Origin of the sequence: Roseococcus sp. SDR (assembly GCF_019083995.1) — a bacterium.
Classification (GTDB): Bacteria; Pseudomonadota; Alphaproteobacteria; order Acetobacterales; family Acetobacteraceae; genus Roseococcus.
On record NZ_JAHRCU010000003.1, the window covers coordinates 236,132 to 254,660 of the forward strand.

Sequence of the window (18,529 nt, forward strand, 5' to 3'; positions counted from 1 at the left end):
AGCAGAAGCACCATGGCTGCCTGGAACGACTACAACGACGCCCAGTCCAACCCGAACCTGATCCCCAAGGGGACGCTGGCGAAGGTCCGCCTCACCATCCGCCCCGGTGGCTTCGACGATCCGAGCCAGGGCTGGACCGGCGGCTACGCGACGCGCGGCAGCACCGGCGCCGTCTATCTCAATGGCGAGTTCACCGTGCTGGAGGGGCCCTACGCCAAGCGGAAGATCTTCACGCTGATCGGCCTCTACAGTCCGAAGGGGCCGGAATGGGCGGGGATGGGCCGCAGCTTCCTGCGCGGGATGCTGAACTCCGCGCGCGGCATCTCCGACAAGGATGTCTCGCCCCAGGCGCAGGCGGCGCGCCGCATCGGTGGCTTCGCGGACCTCGATGGCCTCGAGTTCGTGGCGAAGATCGAGCACGGCACCGACGCCGGCGGCGAGACCAAGAACGAGATCCGCATGGCGGTGACGCCGGACCATCGGGACTACGCCCAGCTGATGGGGCGGCATGTGGCGCCGGCGGGTTATGCGCAGCCAGCCCAGGCCTACGCGCCGCCCGCCACGCCGGCCATCCCCCAGGGCGCCTTCCCGGCCGCCCAGCCCGCCGCCACCGGCGCCGACCCGCGTCCCGCCTGGGCGCGCTGAGGTAGGGCCGCACCAGCATGATGCTCCGCCCCCGCCAGAAACTCTTCGTCGAGCGCAGCCTTCGTGCGCTCGGCGAACACGGCAACACCCTCGGCGTCGCCCCCACCGGCGCCGGCAAGACGATCATGCTGTCGGCGGCGGTGGGCGAGCATGTCGGCGGCAGCGCCGCCAAGGCCGCGGTCCTCGCCCATCGGGACGAACTGACGGCGCAGAACCTGGCGAAGTTCCGCCGCGTGAACCCCGGCCTCTCCACCTCGGTGGTGGATGCCGGCCAGAAGTCCTGGGGCGGCCAGGTCACCTTCGCCATGGTGCCCACGCTGACGCGCGCGGCAAACCTGGAGGCGATGCCGGCGCTAGACCTGCTGGTGATCGACGAGGCGCATCACGCCGTCGCGGACAGCTATCGCCGCATCATCGATCGCGCCTTGGATCGCAACCCCGACTGCCGGATCTACGGCGTCACCGCCACGCCGAACCGCGGCGACAAGGTCGGGCTGCGCCAGGTGTTCTCGAACGTCGCGGACCAGATCCGGCTCGGCGAACTGATCGCCTCCGGCCATCTCGTGCCGCCCCGCACCTTCATCATCGATGTCGGCGTCCAGGATGAGCTCCGGGCTGTGCGTCGCAACGGCGACGATTTCGACATGGGCGAGGTCGCCCGCGTCATGGACACGGTGCCGGTCACTGATGCCGTGGTGAAGCACTGGCAGGAGAAGGCCGGCGGCCGCCAGACGGTGGCCTTCTGCTCCACGGTTGCGCATGCCGAGCACGTCGCCGCGGCCTTCAACACTGCCGGCGTCCCCACCGTCATGGTCACCGGCGACATGCCGGAGAGCGAGCGGCGCTCCGTCCTGGCCGCCTATGCCCGCGGCGAGGCGCGCATCGTCGTGAATGTCGCGGTGCTGACGGAGGGCTGGGACCACCCGCCCACCTCCTGCGTCGTGCTGCTGCGGCCGAGTTCGTTCAAGTGCACGATGATCCAGATGGTCGGCCGCGGGCTGCGCACCGTGGATCCGGTCGAGCATCCCGGCATCGTCAAGCGCGACTGCATCGTGCTCGACTTCGGCACCTCCTCGCAGATCCATGGCTGCCTGGAGCAGGACGTCGATCTCGACAGCCAGCCCGGCGAGGGCGAGCCGCCCACCAAGACCTGCCCCTCCTGCGAGGCCGAAGTGCCGATCGCGGTGATGGAGTGCCCAATCTGCGGCCACGCCTTCGAGCCCCGCGGGCGCGAGACGGCGCCGCTCACCGACTTCATCATGACGGAGATCGATCTCCTCCGGCGTTCTGCCTTCCAGTGGTGCGACCTGTTCGGCGATGACGCCGCACTGCTGGCCAATGGCTTCAACGGCTGGGCGGGCATCTTCTTCCTGAACGGCGCCTGGCACGCGGTCGGCGGCGCCAAGGAGGAGCGGCCGCGCCTGCTGTCCATCGGCGAGCGACTGGTGGCGCTGGCCGCGGCGGACGACTGGCTGAACACCTACGAGACGGACGAGAGCGCCCACAAGAGCCGGCGCTGGCTGCGCGAGCCGCCGACGGAACGCCAGCTGATCCATCTGCCCCCGGCCGCACGGGCCGATCTCGGCATGACCCGGTACCAGGCCTCGGCGCTGCTCACCTTCAAGTTCAACCGCCACGCCATCCAGCATCTCGTGCGCAGCGCCCAGCCCGCGGCGCTGGGGCAGGCCGCATGATCGATGGCACGCTCCCCGGAACCGCCCTGCGCCGTCTGCTCCCGCCCGGCGCGTGGCTTTGGCTGGTTCGACCCGGCGCCGCGGAAGAAGCCACGGCCATCGGTCTCCTTCTGCTGCATCGCCTGCCAGGGCTTCTGGTCGCGCTTGGCTGGGAGGTCGTCCGCCATGGTTGACCTCACCGAGCAGGAGAAGGCCGCGATGCGCGCCGCCATGCGCCGCGTCGCGGAGACGATGGCCGAGATCGGCTGGGGCACCCGCTTCCAGGAGCTAAGCGAGGCGCAGGTGCTGACCCTGATCGAGGTCGCTGTCGGCGGCTTCCAGGAGGCGATGCAGGCGATCGCCCGGCAGGACGCGGCGGCGGAGGTGCCCTTGTGATGCTCGACTTCAACAGCCGCAGCCAGACATCCGCGCACGTCAATGCCGCCATCGACGCGGCGCTGGTCACGGCCAACCAGGCGACACCGCCGCGCAGCTACCTAGGCGGCTCTCGCCTCGGCCATGCCTGCGAGCGGGCGCTGCAATTCGAGTTCGTGAAGGCCCCGAAGGATGAGGGCGCCGACTTCGATGGCCGGCTGCTCCGCATCTTCGGGATCGGCCACGCGCTGGAGGATGCGGCCGTCGCCTGGCTGCGCGCCGCCGGCTTCGATCTCTATACCCGCCGCGGCGGTGGCGAGCATGGCGAGCAGTTCGGCTTCTCCGTCGCGGGCGGTCGCATCCGCGGCCATGTCGATGGCGTCTTCGCCGGCGGCCCGACCATCCCCGGCATGGCGTTCCCGGCGCTGTGGGAATGCAAGACCATGAATGCCAAGGCCTGGCGCGAGACGTCCAGCAAGGGCGTCGCCGTGGCCAAGTCGATCTATGCGGCGCAGATCGCGGTCTACCAGGCCTACATGGATGCCGCGGTGCCGGGGGTAGCGGACAACCCGGCGCTGTTCACCGCCATCAACAAGGACACGGCGGAGCTGCACCACGAGCTGGTGCCGTTCAACGCGGAGCTGGCGCAGCGCATGTCGGATCGGGCGGTGCGCATCCTGGCCGCGACGGATGCCGGCGAATTGCTGCCCCGCGTTGCCGCCCAGGCCGATCACTTCGAGTGCCGCTTCTGCCCCTGGTCCAAGCGCTGCTGGGCGCTGCCTGCATGACGGCTTGGGGCGACTTCAACGATGCCGCGCCACTGCCGGAGGATAGCGCGAGCGAGCTTCCCGGCGCTGAGCAGACCGCCCTTGATCGACCTCCCGGTGCAGGGCAGCCGATGCCGGCGGCCGTTGGATCCATCGCGCCGGACATCGAGCAGATCGCCGCCTTCCTGGACGTGGTGTTCGGCTATTGCGACGGGCTGATTCCGGTCCGCGGCTTCATCGACCAAGGCCAGGGGCTCGACACCAAGCCGCACAACATCTGGGTCCCTGCCGATCGGCACGCCGCCGCATCCCTCAGCGCCTATGCCACCTGGGCCGCGCGCGAAGGCAGCGCCGTCTATGTCATCCCCGGCACCGTCGCCGAGCAGGGCCAAGCCCGCGCCGAGCATGTGCTGCAGATGCAGACGGTGGTGGTCGATCTCGATGCCGGCGACATCACCGCCAAGCTGACGCATCTCGTCCAGCACCTCGGCGCCCCCACCCTGCTGGTCGAAAGCGGCGGCCGCACCGCCGAGGGCGTCGCCAAGCTGCATGTCTGGTGGCGGCTCACCGAACCAGCCGAGGGGGCGGACCTGGTGCGGGTCTGCGCGCTGCGCGGCGAGATTGCAGAGAAGGTCAGTGGTGACCTGCACTTCCGATCGGCCCACCAGCCGATCCGCGTGCCCGGCACTGTCCACCAGAAGCAGGGCGTCCAGCGGCGCGTCACGATTCGGGAGCATCGTCCCAGGGTCGAGGTGGAGCTCCCCGACTTCGCCGCGGCGGTGGCGGCCATGCCCAGCATGCCGGGCCTGGAGGCGCCCGCCCATAGCGCCAACCGTCCCGGTCTCGATGCGGTCCTGACCACGCCAGTGCGGGAAGGCGCTCAGGACGCCTGGACACGCTTCCAGGGCGCCAGCGCGGCCATCGGTCACTTCGTCCGTATGGTCCACGAGGGCCGAATCACCGGCGACGAGGGTTGGGAGGCGATCTGCCAGTACAACGCCGCCTGCCTCCGCCCGGCCTGGCCGCTGGACCGCCTGAAAGCAGAGGCCGACGCGATCTGGGCGCTGCATGTCGATCGCAACGGGCCGCCGCTGCTGCGCGCCGACGCCGCACTACCAGCAGCCGTGCCCGCCCACACGCTCGGCGCGCTGCTCGACGACAGATCGCCAATGCCCGACGACCTCATCGGCCCTCGCCTGCTTACCCCGGGTGGGATGCTGGTGCTGGGCGGCGCGCCGAAGGTCGGTAAATCCGACTTCCTCATCAGCTTGCTGGTGCACGCCGCCGCCGGCGCGCCGTTCCTGCGCTTCACGGCGCCGCGGCCGCTGCGGGTGTTCTATCTCCAGGCCGAGATCCAGTACCACTACCTGCGCGAGCGCCTGCAGCAGCTGCGCCTCGACCGCGCCGTCGCTGCCCGCGCGCGCGACACCCTCGTCGTCACGCCGAAGCTCCGGATGCTGCTCGACGAGCGCGGCGTGCCGCTGGTGGCTGCCGCCATCCGCCAGGCCTTTCCCGACGCGCCGCCGGACGTGATCTGCATCGACCCGATCCGCAACCTCTTCGATGGCGGCCCCGGCGGTGAGGGCGAGAACGACAACGCGGCGATGCTGTTCTTCCTGCAGAGCCGCGTCGAGGCGCTGCGCGACGAGGTGGCACCCGAGGCGGGCATCATCCTCGCGCACCACACGAAGAAGCTCAGCAAGAAGCAGGTGAAGGACGATCCCTTCCTGTCGCTCTCCGGCGCCTCCGCGCTCCGCGGCTTCTACACCTCCGGCATGATCCTCTTCCGCCCTGACGAGGAGGAGACGCCGCGCGAGCTGCATGTCGAGCTGCGCAACGGGCCCGGCCTCAACCCGCTCCTCATCGACAAGCGCGGCGGCGCCTGGGTGGAACTCGACCGCAAAGGCGAGCGCATCGTGCGGCGTGACGTCGGCGCCCGCCTTGATGCCGAGCGCAGCCGTCGCCACGACGTCATCCTCCAGATCATCGCGCAGGAGGCCCGCGAAGGGCGCGTGTTCACGGGCGGCGCCTTCGCGGCGCAGTTCGAGAACACCCACGGTCTGGGTGGCAACGACACCATCTCGCGCCGCATCAACGTCCTCGCCAACAAGGGCTACATCAAGTTCCTGCGCGCGGCCCCGGAGCATGGCATTCCTGCCAGCAAATCCTCAAAGGGCTATCTGCTGGTGCAGGACATGCTCTTCGCGACGGGCGAGGAGACGATGGATCCCGAGACCGGCGAAATCACGCCCAGGCTGGTTCGCCTGCTCCCCACTCACTTCCAGTCCGACACCAACAGCGCCGTTCTGCCGGTCGAAAACCCCGAGGTCTGGGTGCTGAACGACCCGGAGGTCGAGGCATGATCCGCCCGATCGGAACGCCCCCGCACCGTGCGGAACTTGGCAGTTCCGCAAGTTCCGCAGCGCTGCGGAACTTCCCTGCGGAACTCGATTTGCCCAAGCATTCCAATGGGTTCGCCAAGTTCCGCAAGTTCCGCAAACGGGCTTTGCGGAACTGGCTTGCGGAACTTCAAAACATCCAGCCCGATCAATCGGTTAGGCAAGTTCCGCAAGTTCCGCAAAATGCCACCCCCCTACGGGGGGTGTGCGTGCGCGCCGCAGCGGCGCGCGCACACCGCACCCGGAGCGGTCAGGTTCAGCCTCGGGCTCCCCCCGATGGGCACCATCCCCGCAAGCCGGGCAGCGACGGCGAGCTCCGCCAAGAACCGCGCCGTCGCCGCCCTCACCAGGATCGCCCCCTATCGGAGACCATCATGGCAGTTGCGACTCTCACCATGCCCGCCGCCCATGCAAGCGGCCCGCCCATCGCCATCCCACCCGCGATCAGCCTGGCGCACCATGCCGTGCTCGCCCTGGATCTCGGCACCACCACCGGCTGGGCGCTGCGCGGTCAGGACGGCGGCATCACCTCGGGCACGATCATCTTCCGTCCCACCCGGTTCGAGGGCGGCGGGATGCGCTTCCTTCGCTTCCGCGCCTGGCTGGCGGAGATCGCTGCACTGTCCGGCCCTGTGGCACGCATCGTGTTCGAGGAAGTGCGCGCCCATGCCGGGACCGATGCGGCGCACATCTACGGCGGCTTCCTCGGGATGCTGAGCGCCTGGTGCGAGGAGCACGAAATCCCCTACGAGGGCGTCCCGGTCGGCACCATCAAGCGCTACGCCACCGGCAAAGGCAACGCCGATAAGGCGAAGATGGTCGCGGCCATCCAGGCCCGCGGCTTCACGCCGGCCGATGACAACGAGGCGGATGCCATTGCCCTTCTGCTCTGGGCCACCGATCCCACGGGAGGCCGCACATGAGCATGCACGGCGCACCACTGCCGCCCCGGTCCTGCCTCGACCGCGGCACGCGCAGCCCGACCAACGAAAGCGAAGTGAACGCCATGCGCGCCGCCGCCTGGCATCGGCACGGCGTGGCCGCGCTGGCTGTCGCCGACATCAGGGACGACTGGCTGCGTCAGGCCATCACCAACGAAGCCAATCGGCGCTGGGGGTGCCGCGACGGGGAGAACCACCATGGCCGGTAAGCGCAAGACCAAGGCATCGAAGGCGAAGCAGGACGACCTGGCGAAGCCCTCGAAGTGGCGGCTGCAGCATGGCGCGTTCTCGGGTCCGATCCGCGCTGCCGATCCCGAAACCGGCACGCCCGTGCAGCATCGCCGCGCCGTAGACACGCTCGGCATGATGCTGGCCAGTGGCAGCATCACGGCGCAGATGCACGAAGCGGGTGAGATTTTCCGCGGGCTGTTCCGCGCTGCCTGCTTCGACAGCATGTCGACGTCGCAGCTCCTGCGCATCCCTGGCTCGCGCGTCGACACGCTCTCCACCATGCAGGTGGAGGCACGACACCGCGTCGCTGCGGCACTCGATTCGCTCGGGGGGCAGGACAGCCCATGCGGCTCCTGCGCGTGGTTTGTCATCGGTCTCGAGTTCTCGGTCCGCGAGTGGTCGATGCGTCAGGGTTGGGCCGGACGAACGGTGCACGGCCCAGTCGGACAGGGCATCCTGGTCGGGTCCCTCGGTATTCTCGCTGTGCACTTCGGGCTGATGCCACGAGCGAGGGTGGCGTGACGCGGGATGATCGGGGCGGTCACCATCGCCCCGATCACGCTGTTACAATTCACCCCGTAGCGGCTCCGAAATCGATAAGGCTAGAAGCAAGATACGTAGAGAAGGTGCGAGAGCGCCGCGGCTGAACAGCCACGCTGCGGCTCGATCGAGACAGTGGCTCTCGAGCCGATGGTTCCTTCCCGGCCCCGCTGTATGCGGGGGGCGGAAGCGGGCAACATCGCTAGCGCCAGGCCAAAAAACAGGTTCGCAGTTCGCACCCTTCGCCCGTGATTTCAATCGCTTGAGTGCGAACCATGGCTGTCGTGGTTCGCACTCGATTCGCACCCACGGTTTGCATGGTTCGCACCCTTTCCGTGTGACTTCAGCGCCGTAGCTGCGAACCATCGCCACGCCCGACGCGTGGCCCCCACCCCAGACCTCGGATGGCCCCATGACGCTCCCCTGGATGGCAGCGAAGATCCTGCTGCGCCCGGTGGCGGAGCTGCGTGCGCATCCCGGCAACGCGCGCGTGCATGGCGCCGCGCAGATCGAGCAGATCAAGGCCAGCATGCTGGCCTTCGGCTTCACCAACCCGCTGCTGGTCGACGAGGCGGGCGTGCTGATCGCCGGGCATGGCCGGCTCGAAGCCGCGGTGGCGCTCGGCATCGAGAAGGTGCCAACGATCGTCCTGCGGCACCTGTCCGCGGCGCAGAAGGAGGCGCTGCGCCTCGCCGACAATCGCATCGCAGAGAACGCGACCTGGGATCAGGCGCTGCTGCGCGACGCGCTCGCCGCGGTGCAGGCGGCGCCGGACCTCGACCTCGCGACGCTTGGCTTCTCGGCCGCGGAGCTCGACGACATCCTCGCGGCGGCTGGAGATGCCGTGTCCGACGGCGACGCGCCCGAGACCCTGTCGGCGCCCGCGGTCCAGGGGGGCGGGGACGGCGCGGCGGGGACGGACGAGGTATCGGCGGAGGATGATCCGGCCGATGCCGAACCGGATCCGCCGCGCCAGGCCGTCGCGCGCGTGGGCGACATCTGGCGGATGGGCGACCACCGCCTCGCCTGCGGCGACAGCACCAACTCGTCCACCATCGCCCGCGTGATGGGGCCGGAGCGCGCGGCGCTGCTCTTCACCAGCCCGCCCTACGGCAACCAGCGGGACTATACGACCGGCGGCGTCTTGGATTGGGACGCGTTGATGCAGGGCGTGTTCCAGCATCTCGACATTGCGCTCGCGCGCGACGCGCAGGTGCTCGTGAACCTCGGGCTGATCCATCGTGACAACGAATGGCAGCCCTATTGGTCAGGCTGGCTGGACTGGATGCGCGCGCAGGGCTGGCGCCGCTTCGGCCTTTACGCCTGGGACCAGGGGCCTGGCCTGCCCGGCGACTGGAACGGGCGGCTGTCGCCCGCCTTCGAGCTGCTCTTCCACTTCAATCGAGAGGCTCGCCGCCCAAACAAGATCATCCCCTGCCGCTGGGCGGGGCACGTCAATTCCGAGAAGGGCGGGCTGCGCGCCAAGGACGGGACGGTCGGGGAGTGGCAGCATGCCGGCCAGGGCGTGCAGGAAACCCGGATCCCAGACAGCGTGCTGCGCATCACCCGGCACAAGGCGCGCGGGATCGAGACAGAGCACCCGGCGGTGTTCCCGGTCGCGCTGCCCGAATTCCTGATGCGAGCCTACGCCGACGACGGCGACATCGTGTTCGAGCCCTTCGCTGGCGCCGGCACGTCCATCATCGCCGGCCAGCGGACCGGGCGCCGCGTGCGCGCGATCGAGCTCGCGCCGGCCTATGTCGATCTCGCGATCGCCCGCTGGCGCATGCTGCATCCCGAACTGCCGGTGATCCTGGACGATGGCGGGCACGGTATCGGCCCTGACTACGACGCGGTCGCCGCCGCGCGCGCCGGGGAGGCAGTCGCCGATGCAGCCTGACATCGCCGTCGCCACCGTCCCGCTGGCCTCCCTCATTCCCTACGCCGAGAACGCCCGGACGCACTCGCCCGACCAGGTGGCGCAGATCGCCGCCTCCATCGCCGAATTCGGCTTCGTGAACCCGGTGCTGGTGGATGCCGCCGGCGTGTTGGTCGCGGGCCATGGCCGCGTCATGGCCGCGAAGCGCCTCGACATGGCAGCGGTGCCCGCCATCCGCCTGGCGCACCTGACCGAGGCTCAAGCTCGCGCCCTGCGGCTGGCCGACAACCAGATCGCGCTGAACTCCGGCTGGGACGAGGCGCTGCTGGCGGCGGAGATCGCCCGCATCCGTGACGAGGCCATCGTGGACCTCGACGTGCTTGGCTTCTCGGGCGATGCGCTGGAGCAGCTGCTCGCCAGCCTCGACGCATCGCGTGATGAAGTTGCGGCGCAGGGCGACCCGGACGAACCGGCGCCCGAGCCGCCCGCCAACCCTGTCACGCGCCCCGGCGATCTCTGGCGCATCGGTCGCCACCGCCTGCTCTGCGGCGACGCGACCAGCAGCGCCGACGTCACTCGCCTCCTCGCCGGCGCACAGCCGCACCTCATGGTCACGGACCCTCCCTACGGCGTGAACTACGACCCCTCCTGGCGCAACGACGCGGGCGTCTCCACCACCATCCGCACCGGCAAGGTGGCCAACGACGACCGCGCCGACTGGCGCGCGGCCTGGGCGCTGTTCCCTGGTGATGTCGCCTACATCTGGCACGCTGGCGTGCACGCCCGCACGGTCATCGAGAGCCTGGAGGCGGCGGGCTTCATCGTGCGCAGCCAGATCGTCTGGGCCAAGCCGCGGCTGGTGCTCGGACGCGGGGACTATCACTGGCAGCATGAGCCCTGCCTCTATGCCGTCCGCAAGGGCGCGACAGGCCATTGGCAGGGCGCGCGGGATCAGACGACGCTGTGGTCGATCGGCGCAGGCCCCGAGGACCTCGCCACGGTGCATGGCACGCAGAAGCCGGTGGAGTGCATGCGCCGACCGATGCTGAACAACAGCGAGGCGGGGGACGCGATATACGAGCCCTTCTGCGGCAGCGGCACCGCCATCATCGCGGCGGAGACCAGCGGGCGCGTGTGCCTCGCGATGGAGATCGACCCCGCCTACTGCGACGTGACGCTGCAGCGCTGGGAGGCAATGACCGGCGAGACCGCCACGCTGGACGGCGAGGATCGCAGCTTCGCCGATGTGTCCGCGGCTCGATTGATGATCGAGAAAGCCCAATCATAGCAATGAGATAACGCTGCATCTCGCTTGGCTCCCGCGCACCACAGCGCGAATGGTCCGTCACGCGCAGGGGATGGCCCCCGGCACCAGGACGGAGACGACGATGACCAACCCCACCATCCTCCCCACCAAGAACGAGGCCTGGGGCTTTTGGGGCACCATGGGCGAGCGCGCCGCGGCCGCCTGGCCGATCGCCTTCGCGGTCATCCAGGACGCGACGGGCACGGATCCGGACTCGGTGCGCGCCTTCCTCGACAGCCGCCACGGCCGCCACTTCGCAGACGAGGTCAGCAACCACCTCCACGCCGGCGCCACCCTGCCCGACGCCATCGCGCGCGCTACCGCCACCTGGATGGGCTGGCGGATCGGGCTCCGCACCAGCCGCGAGACCGGCATCCCTGCCGGGCTGCCCTACCTGACGGGCTTTGTGATCAGCGAGGGCATCGCCGCCGACGACGCGCGCAACGACTGACGCGCCGCGCCCGCCGCCACGCGGCGCCGCCACCGCCCCGCCGGGACGCCCCGCGGGGCTCGGGCTGGTAGCACCCGACTGATCGGGTGCCGAACCGGAGACCCCGACGATGAAGCTTTCCGACACCCAACGCGTGATCCTCACCGCCGCCGCGCAGCACGAGATGGGCCTGGCCCGCGCGCCAAAGTCGCTCCCTGCCGCCGCCCGCAACGCGGTGTTCCGCAGCATGATCAAGGCCAGCCTGCTCACCGAGATCAACGCGCCCCGGGAGCATGTCGGGCTCGGCTGGCGCCAGGATGAGGACGGCACCTGGATCGTGGCGCGCATCACCGACGAGGGGCTGCGCGCCATCGGCATCGACCCGAACGAGAACGACAGCACGGCGGCGGACGACGCCACGCAGCACCACCGGGAGGAACCCGCGCAGGACGCGCGCACGGCGCCCACGGGCGGGGAGGACGCCGCGCCGGCGGATAACGCCACCACTGCACCCCGGGCGGCGACCACGCGCGCCCCGCGCGCCGGCCTGCGTGACGCCGCCACGGCCTTCCTGGCCGCATGGGATGCCAGCCCCGTGCAGGACGCGACCGACAACCCGATCGGCCAGGCGGTCGAGCAGCTGCGCGCCGCCCTCGCCGGCAAGCCCGCACGCACGCCGCGCGACCCGGCGGCGCCGCGGAAGGCGCGCGAGGGGACCAAGCAGGAGACGGTGCTGGCGCTCCTCCGCCGCGCGGAGGGTGCCACCATCGCGCAGATCAGCGAGGCCACTGGCTGGCAGCAGCACACCGTCCGCGGGTTCTTTGCGGGCCTCAAGAAGCGCCAGGGCATCGAGGTCCAGGTGCTGGAGCGGGTCCGCCAGGTCGGACCGAACAAGGAGGGCGCGCGCGGCTCCTACAGCATCTACCGCATCGCCGACTGACGCGGCGCAGCCACAGCTCCGTACATCATCATGAGCGCCGCGGATCATCAGCATCCGCGGCGCTTTCTCGAGTTGGCTGTGCCGAACCACAGCGCGAAGCGTCCGTCACGCGCAGCCATCCCGCCGCGCAGCACGGAGACGGACGATGCACCAGACGGACACCATCACGCAGCTCAAGGGCCTCGCCGACCATGCCCGCCTGAGCCACGCGCACTGGCTGCGCAGCGCGCGGCAAGGCGGCAGCGGGAGCTACGGCCCTGCCTACTGCATCGAAGGCGCGGGCAACTGGCGCCGCCGGCTTGGCGAGCTGCTGGAGCAGATCCGCCAAGCGGAACGGGCGCGATGAGCGGCCGGGGGGAACGCCGCTGGATCGTGCTGGCTCAGGATGGCCGACACGTGAGCCTGGGGCGGGCGGCGCCCCCTACGGCCGAGGAGATCGCCACGGCGAGCGACGGCTTGGCGCGGCAGGGCCTCGCTGGCTGGATCGCCACGCTGGACGGAGCCTACTGGGGCCGTGCGCGCGTGACGCTCACGCCCGTGCGCACCATTGGCGCCGACACGACGCTGGACTGGCCGGCGGCCGTCGCTGCCTTCGAGCAAGCTCGCCAGCGCGCGCGGCGCGCTGCCTGACCCACACCCCGCGCGCGGCGGGAGAGATGCCGCCGTGCCCGAACTGACCCCTTCCACCCGCGAGGCCGCACGTCGCATCGGCATCACCGAGACCGCACTGCGCAAGGCCGAGCAGACCAGTCGCATCGCCCGCGAGCCCGATGGCCAGTGGGACATCGACAAGACCCGTCGTCGCCTGGTGGAGACCGCCGATCCTGTGCGGTCCCCGCTGGTGCGCGGCGGCAGTGCGGGCAACGCTGGGGACGGCACGCCCTTCGCCCGCCTCAAGGTTGCGCAGCTCGCCTTCAAGGTGGAGGCGCAACGACTCGCGCTCGATGAGACCAAGCGCCGCCTGCTCGACGTCACCGAGGCCAACGGCGCGCTGGACGAGATCGGCAGCACGATGCGCGACGCGCTGCTGAACTGGCCGGCGCGTGTCTCCGGCCTGATCGCCGCCGAGATCAGCGTCGACCCGCATCTGCTGCAGACCATCCTCCAGGGGCACATCAACGACCTGCTGACGGAGGCCGCCGATCGCTTCGATCCCGCAGGCCTCGGAGGGGATCGGCCTCCGCAGCCGTGAGCATGTGCGCCGCCGCGTCGGCGCGATGCTCCGACCGCCGCCGCAGCTCACAGTGTCGGAGTGGGCGGAGCGGCACCGCATGCTGGGCTCGCGGGCCTCGGCCGAGCCGGGCCCGTGGCGGACCAGCCGCACGCCCTACCTGAAGGACGTGATGGACGCGCTGTCGGCGGTGCATCCGGCGCGCCGCGTCGTGTTCATGAAAGGGGCGCAGGTCGGCGCCACCGAGAGCGGGAACAACTGGCTCGGCTACATTATGCACCATGTGCCAGCACCCGCGCTGGCGGTGCAGCCCACCGTGGAACTGGCCAAGCGCTTCTCACGCCAGCGCATCGACCCGCTGCTGGAGGAAACACCGGCGCTGCGAGAGCGCGTCGCACCGGCCCGAGCCCGCGACAGCGGCAACACCATGCTGTCGAAGGAGTTCCCCGGCGGCATCCTGGTGCTGACGGGCGCCAACAGCGCGGTCGGGCTGCGCTCGATGACGGCGCGTTTCCTGTTTTTGGACGAGGTGGATGCCTATCCCGGCGATGTCGCCGGCGAGGGTGATCCCATCGCGCTCGCCGAGGCTCGCGCCCGCACCTTCGGCTGGCGCCGCAAGGCCTTCCTGGTCTCGACGCCCACAATCGCCGGGCGCAGCCGCATCGAGCGGGAGTATTTGGCCTCCGACCAGCGCCGGTTCTTCGTGCCGTGTCCCGAATGCGGCGAGATGCAGTGGCTGCGCTTCGAGCGGTTGCTCTGGGAGAAGGGTGCGCCGGAGACAGCGCGGTATCACTGCACGGCCTGCGACCACCCGATGGCCGAGCACGACAAGACCGCGATGCTGGCCGCGGGCGAATGGCGAGCCACCGCCGAGAGCCAGGATCCGTACACCATCGGCTTCCACATCTCGGCGCTGTACTCCCCGGTGGGCTGGCTCTCCTGGGCGCAGATCGCTCGCGATTGGGAGGCCGCACAGGGCAAGCCCGAGGACATCAAGACCTTCAAGAACACGGTGCTCGGCGAGACCTGGCAGGAGCAGGGCGAGGCGCCGGATTGGGAGCGCCTGGTCGAGCGCCGCGAGGATTTCCGGATGGGCGTGGTGCCCGCCGGCGCGCTGGTGCTGACAGCCGGCGTGGACGTGCAGGACGACCGCCTGGAATGCGACGTCTGGGGTTGGGCGGAGGGGTTCTCGTCCTGGCTGGTCGATCACGTGGTGATCTCCGGCAATCCGCGCGAGCGGGAACCGTGGGACGCACTGGCAGCACTGCTGGCGCGGGACTGGCCTGGTGCAGGTGGCGGCAGCATTCGCATCGCCAAGGCCTGCGTCGACACCGGCGGCCGGGACACCGCAGCGGTCTACGGCCACCTCCGCCGGCTGCGGGACCCGCGCATCGCGCCCACCAAGGGCGTGGACGGCTGGAACCGGGCGCAGCCCGTGCAGGGCCCGACGCCTGTGGATGCGATGGTCGATGGCCGCAAGCTCCGCCGTGGCCTCAAGCTCTGGACCGTCTCGGTCTCCACCTGGAAGGCCGATCTCTATCGCCGGCTCTGGCTCGGCCGTGGCGATGCCGAGGAGTTCCCGCCCGGCTGGGTGCATCTGCCGCGCGGCGTCGAGGCCGAGTGGGTCAAGCAGCTGGTCGCCGAGCAGCTGCGTACCACCAAGGATCGTCGCGGCTTCGCGCGGCAGGAATGGGCCAAGCTGCGCGAACGCAATGAGGCGCTGGACTGCGCCGTGCTGGCCCGCGCGGCGCTCTGGCTCTTGGGCGCGGATCGCTACGGCGAGCGCTTCTGGGCGCAGCTGCGCGAGCAGATCGCCGATGCGCCGCTGGTGTCACCAGCGCCTGAGCCTGCAACCGCGGCGCCGCCACCATCACCAGCATCTCCCGCGCCAACCACCACGCGCCCCACCACTTGGCTCGCCCCTCGCAGCAGCTGGCTGCGCTGATCGCTTCATCGCAGGCAGGCCCGGTGGCCGCGCCCGGCTCATTCCCGGGACCGGCGGGGTTCGACTCCCCGGCCTGCACCCCTTCGCGGAGACCATGCATGCTCATCACCGACCCCGACTGGTCTGCCCCGCCGGTGGCCTTCGCCGACGCCTTCCTCGACCCCGCCGGCCGCCTCAAGATCGCCCGCGCCCAGAATATCTACGACGTCGATTTCGAGTACGGCCAGCAATCCCTGCGCTGGGAGAATTTCACCGCCGGCACCGGCGCCATCACCCACATGCCCATGGAGGGCGGCGTGCGCCTGCGCGTCGCGGCCAACACGGACATCGCCATCCGCCAGTCCAAGCCCTATTTCCGCTATCAGCCCTCCAAGGGCGTCGCCGCCTCCGCCGCCGTGCTGTTCGGCGCCCCCGCCACGGGCGTGATCCGACGCGTCGGCCTGTTCGACGCCGACAATGGCGTGTTCTTCGAGCAGGACGCGACGGGCCTCTGGGCCGTGCGCCGCGCCAACACAGGAGCGGGCGTCGTCGACACCCGCGTCGCCCAGGCCGCCTGGTCCATCGATGCGCTGAATGGCCGCGGCCGGTCGGGGCGCGTGCTCGATCCAGCACGCATACAGATGGCGGTGCTGGACTACGCCTGGTATGGCGCCGGCCGCTGCCGGCTGGGCTTCGTGGTGGGCGGCAAGCTGCTCTGGTGCCATGCCTTCGACCATGCCAATGCCGCGGGGGCGGTGCTGCCCTGGGCGCGCACCGGCAATCTGCCCTGTCGCTACGAGCTGCGCCGCACCGGCTCGGGCACGGCCGACTTCTGGCATTGGGGCGTGTCCGTCGCCGTGGAGGGCGGGCTCGACGAGCAGCGGGGCTTCACCTTCCCGCACGCCAACACGGCGCGCGTCGCCGTGACCACGCGCCGTCCCATCCTCTCGGCGCGGGTGCGCCCGCTCGGCACCATCGCCTTCTCGGGGACGGCGACGGCGGGCGGCGCCAACAGCCTCTCGGTCGCGAGCGGTTGGATCGCAAACCAGTGGCGCGGGATGCATGTGCTGCTGACCGGCGGCACCGGCGCGGGGCAGCTCGCGCGGATCACCGGCAACACCACCACGACGTTGACGGTGGACGATCCGCGCACCCTCTCGGCGTCGCCCTTCGCGCCGGCGCCGGCAGCCGGCACCACCTTTCAGATCGGGCTGGTGAACCGCGGGCAGCTGGTGCCGCGCCAGCTCATCGTCTCGTCCGATGCGGGCGCGACCTTCGAGCTGGTTCTGAACGGCGCGCTGACCGGCGTGGCCTGGTCGGATCTGGCGGCGAGCGGCTCGCCGAACAGCCTGAGCCAGACGGATGTGGCGGCCACGGCGATCACGGGCGGCGATCGCGTCTACGCGGCCTTCACGCCGGCGGGCGGGACGGGGGTGCTGACCTTCGATCTGCGCGATGTGCAGCCGCTGGGGACAAACGTGCTCGGCAACACGCCCGATCTGCTGACGGTGGTGGCGACGTCGCTGTCGGGGACGGCGAATGTGGCGGCGTCGCTCTTGTTCCAGGAGGCGATGGCGTGATGGACCCGGCGGTGCTGGCCTGGGCGCTGGCGCAGCCGGCCGGGAGCCGAGCGCAGGTGCTGGCGGCGGCCTACGCGGGCGGCACGACCCGCGTCTCCTTCGAGGGGCGGACGGTGGAGTATCGCAGCCTCGATGAGCTTGGACGGGCGCTGGCGGTGCTGCGCGGGGCGGAGGTGGCCCAATCCCGCCGCCCCTCCAGCACGCTGGCCAGCTTCTCGCGCGGGGGAACCGGGTGATGCCGAACCTCTCTCAGCGCATCGTCGGCGCCTGGAACGTCATCCGCGGCTATGCCGCCGCGCAGGACACGCGCGCCTCCGCGGGCTGGGCGCCCTCGCGCGGGTCGGCCAATGCGGAGGTCGGTGCGGCCGCGGCCACCGTCGCCCGTCGTGCACGTGACGCCGTGCGCAACGACCCCTACGCCGCGCGCATCGTCGACCTCTGGACCGGCAACGCGGTCGGCGCGGGCATCACCACGCGCTGGCCCGACGATGCGCATGGCCGTGCCTGGCAGCGTTGGGCAGAGAGCACGGCCTGCGACGCCGAGGGACGGCTCGATCTCTACGGCCTGCAGGCGCTGGTGATGCGCGCCGTGGTGGAGAGCGGGGAGTGCTTCGTGCGCTTCCTGCCGACGGCGCCATCGCCGTCCAACCCCATCGGCCTCCGGCTGCAGGTGCTGGAGAGCGACCACCTCGACACCGCGCCACAGGGCATGATGGAGGGCGTGCCGACGATCCAAGGCATCGCGCTCGGAGAGGCCGGTGAGCCGGTCGGCTACTGGCTGCACCGCGTCCACCCCGGCGCCTCCTGGCTGCTGCCGGGCGGCGCCACATGGCTGTCCAGTCAGCGCGTCCCGGCCGCCGACGTCCTGCACATCTACCGCAAGCGCCGCCCAGGCCAGCTGCGCGACGTCTCCTGGCTCGCGCCGGTGCTGCTCCGCCTGCGCGACCTCGGCGACTACGAGGCCGCGCTGCTCATGAAAGCCAAGATCGAGGCCTGCCTCGCCGCCGTCGTCACCGAGGAGGGCGACGAGGCCCTGACCGGCGCCGCCGCCGGTCTGCTGCGCGACGCGCAGGGCCGGACGGTCGAGAGCTTCGAGCCGGGCATGATCCTCTACCGCCGCGGCATGGGCAGCGTGGAGGTGGTGAATCCGAGCGGCGGCGGCTCGCACACGACCTTCGCGCGGCGCGCGCTGGAGGCGGCGTCGGTCGGCGCCGGCCTGACCTACGACCAGGTCTCCGGCGATCTGACCCAGGCGAACTATTCCAGCCTGCGCGCCGGCAAGATCGAGTTCCGGCGGCTCTGCGAGCAGGTGCAGTACGGCATGCTGATCCCGATGCTGGTCCGGCCCATCGCGGACCGCTTCCACCAACAGGGCGCGCTGCTCGGGCTGTGGGGTGTCGACATGCCCGACGGCGTGTCGCACGTCCCGCCGGCGCACGAGATGATCGACCCGCTCAAGGACACGACGGCACTGATCGCGCAGGTGAGAGCAGGCTTTGTGCCGCAGCCCGAGGCCGCCGGTGCCTTCGGCTACGACTTCCGGGCTGCGGTGGAGATGATCCGCGAGGCCAACGCGCTGCTCGACGACGCGGGGCTGTCGCTCGACACCGATCCGCGCCGTGTCGCGAAGTCCGGCGCCGCGCAGGACGCCGCCCAGATGGCCGCCGTGGAGATCGCCGCCACCGGCGCGGCATCGCCTCCCAGAGACACCGCACCCCAGGGCTGACC

General features: G+C 70.7%; 20 protein-coding genes. All 20 read left to right on the forward strand.

The window, feature by feature from the left end:
• Positions 1 to 12: 12 nt before the first annotated feature.
• The 20 genes from KTR66_RS05225 to KTR66_RS05315 all read left to right on the forward strand — a co-directional run bounded on the left by KTR66_RS05225 (position 13) and on the right by KTR66_RS05315 (position 18,527).
• Positions 13 to 645 carry a hypothetical protein gene (locus KTR66_RS05225; RefSeq protein WP_027286248.1) on the forward strand — a complete coding sequence of 211 codons (633 nt, stop codon included), beginning with the start codon at positions 13 to 15 and terminating at the stop codon, positions 643 to 645.
• A 17-nt stretch (positions 646 to 662) separates the two neighbouring features.
• Positions 663 to 2,339, forward strand: a complete 1,677-nt coding sequence (locus KTR66_RS05230; protein WP_213611120.1) for a DEAD/DEAH box helicase — start codon at positions 663 to 665, stop codon at positions 2,337 to 2,339.
• Positions 2,336 to 2,512 carry a hypothetical protein gene (locus KTR66_RS24725; RefSeq protein ID WP_249731845.1) on the forward strand — a complete coding sequence of 59 codons (177 nt, stop codon included), beginning with the start codon at positions 2,336 to 2,338 and terminating at the stop codon, positions 2,510 to 2,512. Before KTR66_RS05230 ends, KTR66_RS24725 begins: the two co-directional genes overlap by 4 nt.
• Positions 2,505 to 2,714: a DUF6511 domain-containing protein gene (locus tag KTR66_RS24730; protein WP_027286246.1), complete on the forward strand. Its 210-nt coding sequence runs from the start codon at positions 2,505 to 2,507 to the stop codon at positions 2,712 to 2,714. The genes KTR66_RS24725 and KTR66_RS24730 overlap by 8 nt, the downstream gene beginning before the upstream one ends.
• Positions 2,714 to 3,481 (forward strand): hypothetical protein, encoded by a 768-nt coding sequence (locus tag KTR66_RS05240; protein WP_213611122.1) that lies wholly within the window; start codon positions 2,714 to 2,716, stop codon positions 3,479 to 3,481. The genes KTR66_RS24730 and KTR66_RS05240 overlap by 1 nt, the downstream gene beginning before the upstream one ends.
• Positions 3,478 to 5,823, forward strand: coding sequence for an AAA family ATPase (locus KTR66_RS05245; protein WP_213611124.1), 2,346 nt, complete (start codon positions 3,478 to 3,480; stop codon positions 5,821 to 5,823). Before KTR66_RS05240 ends, KTR66_RS05245 begins: the two co-directional genes overlap by 4 nt.
• A gap of 410 nt (positions 5,824 to 6,233) precedes the next feature.
• Positions 6,234 to 6,782 carry a crossover junction endodeoxyribonuclease RuvC gene (locus tag KTR66_RS05250; RefSeq protein WP_027286243.1) on the forward strand — a complete coding sequence of 183 codons (549 nt, stop codon included), beginning with the start codon at positions 6,234 to 6,236 and terminating at the stop codon, positions 6,780 to 6,782.
• The gene (locus KTR66_RS05255) at positions 6,779 to 7,009 is read left to right on the forward strand and encodes a hypothetical protein (RefSeq protein WP_027286242.1); all 231 of its coding nucleotides are present in this window, start codon (positions 6,779 to 6,781) and stop codon (positions 7,007 to 7,009) included. Before KTR66_RS05250 ends, KTR66_RS05255 begins: the two co-directional genes overlap by 4 nt.
• Entirely contained in the window at positions 6,999 to 7,553 is a 555-nt protein-coding gene (locus tag KTR66_RS05260; protein WP_027286241.1) for a hypothetical protein, read from the forward strand. The genes KTR66_RS05255 and KTR66_RS05260 overlap by 11 nt, the downstream gene beginning before the upstream one ends.
• Positions 7,554 to 7,983: 430 nt before the next feature.
• On the forward strand, positions 7,984 to 9,471 hold the full coding sequence (locus KTR66_RS05265) for a site-specific DNA-methyltransferase (protein WP_213611125.1): 1,488 nt from the start codon (positions 7,984 to 7,986) through the stop codon (positions 9,469 to 9,471).
• Positions 9,461 to 10,738: a site-specific DNA-methyltransferase gene (locus KTR66_RS05270; RefSeq protein WP_213611126.1), complete on the forward strand. Its 1,278-nt coding sequence runs from the start codon at positions 9,461 to 9,463 to the stop codon at positions 10,736 to 10,738. Before KTR66_RS05265 ends, KTR66_RS05270 begins: the two co-directional genes overlap by 11 nt.
• Positions 10,739 to 10,838: 100 nt before the next feature.
• Positions 10,839 to 11,207: a hypothetical protein gene (locus tag KTR66_RS05275; protein ID WP_249731846.1), complete on the forward strand. Its 369-nt coding sequence runs from the start codon at positions 10,839 to 10,841 to the stop codon at positions 11,205 to 11,207.
• A gap of 109 nt (positions 11,208 to 11,316) precedes the next feature.
• Positions 11,317 to 12,126, forward strand: a complete 810-nt coding sequence (locus KTR66_RS05280) for a DUF3489 domain-containing protein (RefSeq protein WP_249731847.1) — start codon at positions 11,317 to 11,319, stop codon at positions 12,124 to 12,126.
• Between the two features lie 145 nt (positions 12,127 to 12,271).
• Positions 12,272 to 12,472 (forward strand): hypothetical protein, encoded by a 201-nt coding sequence (locus KTR66_RS05285; RefSeq protein ID WP_213611128.1) that lies wholly within the window; start codon positions 12,272 to 12,274, stop codon positions 12,470 to 12,472.
• Positions 12,469 to 12,756: a hypothetical protein gene (locus KTR66_RS05290; RefSeq protein ID WP_213611130.1), complete on the forward strand. Its 288-nt coding sequence runs from the start codon at positions 12,469 to 12,471 to the stop codon at positions 12,754 to 12,756. Before KTR66_RS05285 ends, KTR66_RS05290 begins: the two co-directional genes overlap by 4 nt.
• 34 nt (positions 12,757 to 12,790) lie before the next feature.
• Positions 12,791 to 13,318 carry a hypothetical protein gene (locus KTR66_RS05295; RefSeq protein WP_213611132.1) on the forward strand — a complete coding sequence of 176 codons (528 nt, stop codon included), beginning with the start codon at positions 12,791 to 12,793 and terminating at the stop codon, positions 13,316 to 13,318.
• A gap of 79 nt (positions 13,319 to 13,397) precedes the next feature.
• On the forward strand, positions 13,398 to 15,242 hold the full coding sequence (locus KTR66_RS05300) for a phage terminase large subunit family protein (RefSeq protein WP_371819033.1): 1,845 nt from the start codon (positions 13,398 to 13,400) through the stop codon (positions 15,240 to 15,242).
• A 98-nt stretch (positions 15,243 to 15,340) separates the two neighbouring features.
• A complete protein-coding gene (locus KTR66_RS05305) occupies positions 15,341 to 16,801 on the forward strand; it encodes a hypothetical protein (protein WP_213611136.1) in 1,461 nt (486 codons plus the stop codon).
• Positions 16,801 to 17,037 carry a phage head-tail joining protein gene (locus KTR66_RS05310; RefSeq protein WP_213611345.1) on the forward strand — a complete coding sequence of 79 codons (237 nt, stop codon included), beginning with the start codon at positions 16,801 to 16,803 and terminating at the stop codon, positions 17,035 to 17,037. The genes KTR66_RS05305 and KTR66_RS05310 overlap by 1 nt, the downstream gene beginning before the upstream one ends.
• The gene (locus KTR66_RS05315) at positions 17,037 to 18,527 is read left to right on the forward strand and encodes a phage portal protein (protein ID WP_213611138.1); all 1,491 of its coding nucleotides are present in this window, start codon (positions 17,037 to 17,039) and stop codon (positions 18,525 to 18,527) included. The genes KTR66_RS05310 and KTR66_RS05315 overlap by 1 nt, the downstream gene beginning before the upstream one ends.
• The last annotated feature ends 2 nt before the right edge of the window (positions 18,528 to 18,529 follow it).

Excerpts from the sequence above, each read along its gene's own strand:
- KTR66_RS05225 (WP_027286248.1), top strand. The coding sequence starts at position 13 with ATGGCTGCCTGGAACGACTACAACGACGCCCAGTCCAACCCGAACCTG.
- KTR66_RS05230 (WP_213611120.1), top strand. The coding sequence starts at position 663 with ATGATGCTCCGCCCCCGCCAGAAACTCTTCGTCGAGCGCAGCCTTCGT.
- KTR66_RS24725 (WP_249731845.1), top strand. The coding sequence starts at position 2,336 with ATGATCGATGGCACGCTCCCCGGAACCGCCCTGCGCCGTCTGCTCCCG.
- KTR66_RS24730 (WP_027286246.1), top strand. The coding sequence starts at position 2,505 with ATGGTTGACCTCACCGAGCAGGAGAAGGCCGCGATGCGCGCCGCCATG.
- KTR66_RS05240 (WP_213611122.1), top strand. The coding sequence starts at position 2,714 with ATGCTCGACTTCAACAGCCGCAGCCAGACATCCGCGCACGTCAATGCC.
- KTR66_RS05245 (WP_213611124.1), top strand. The coding sequence starts at position 3,478 with ATGACGGCTTGGGGCGACTTCAACGATGCCGCGCCACTGCCGGAGGAT.
- KTR66_RS05250 (WP_027286243.1), top strand. The coding sequence starts at position 6,234 with ATGGCAGTTGCGACTCTCACCATGCCCGCCGCCCATGCAAGCGGCCCG.
- KTR66_RS05255 (WP_027286242.1), top strand. The coding sequence starts at position 6,779 with ATGAGCATGCACGGCGCACCACTGCCGCCCCGGTCCTGCCTCGACCGC.
- KTR66_RS05260 (WP_027286241.1), top strand. The coding sequence starts at position 6,999 with ATGGCCGGTAAGCGCAAGACCAAGGCATCGAAGGCGAAGCAGGACGAC.
- KTR66_RS05265 (WP_213611125.1), top strand. The coding sequence starts at position 7,984 with ATGACGCTCCCCTGGATGGCAGCGAAGATCCTGCTGCGCCCGGTGGCG.
- KTR66_RS05270 (WP_213611126.1), top strand. The coding sequence starts at position 9,461 with ATGCAGCCTGACATCGCCGTCGCCACCGTCCCGCTGGCCTCCCTCATT.
- KTR66_RS05275 (WP_249731846.1), top strand. The coding sequence starts at position 10,839 with ATGACCAACCCCACCATCCTCCCCACCAAGAACGAGGCCTGGGGCTTT.
- KTR66_RS05280 (WP_249731847.1), top strand. The coding sequence starts at position 11,317 with ATGAAGCTTTCCGACACCCAACGCGTGATCCTCACCGCCGCCGCGCAG.
- KTR66_RS05285 (WP_213611128.1), top strand. The coding sequence starts at position 12,272 with ATGCACCAGACGGACACCATCACGCAGCTCAAGGGCCTCGCCGACCAT.
- KTR66_RS05290 (WP_213611130.1), top strand. The coding sequence starts at position 12,469 with ATGAGCGGCCGGGGGGAACGCCGCTGGATCGTGCTGGCTCAGGATGGC.
- KTR66_RS05300 (WP_371819033.1), top strand. The coding sequence starts at position 13,398 with ATGCTGGGCTCGCGGGCCTCGGCCGAGCCGGGCCCGTGGCGGACCAGC.
- KTR66_RS05305 (WP_213611136.1), top strand. The coding sequence starts at position 15,341 with ATGCTCATCACCGACCCCGACTGGTCTGCCCCGCCGGTGGCCTTCGCC.
- KTR66_RS05310 (WP_213611345.1), top strand. The coding sequence starts at position 16,801 with ATGGACCCGGCGGTGCTGGCCTGGGCGCTGGCGCAGCCGGCCGGGAGC.
- KTR66_RS05315 (WP_213611138.1), top strand. The coding sequence starts at position 17,037 with ATGCCGAACCTCTCTCAGCGCATCGTCGGCGCCTGGAACGTCATCCGC.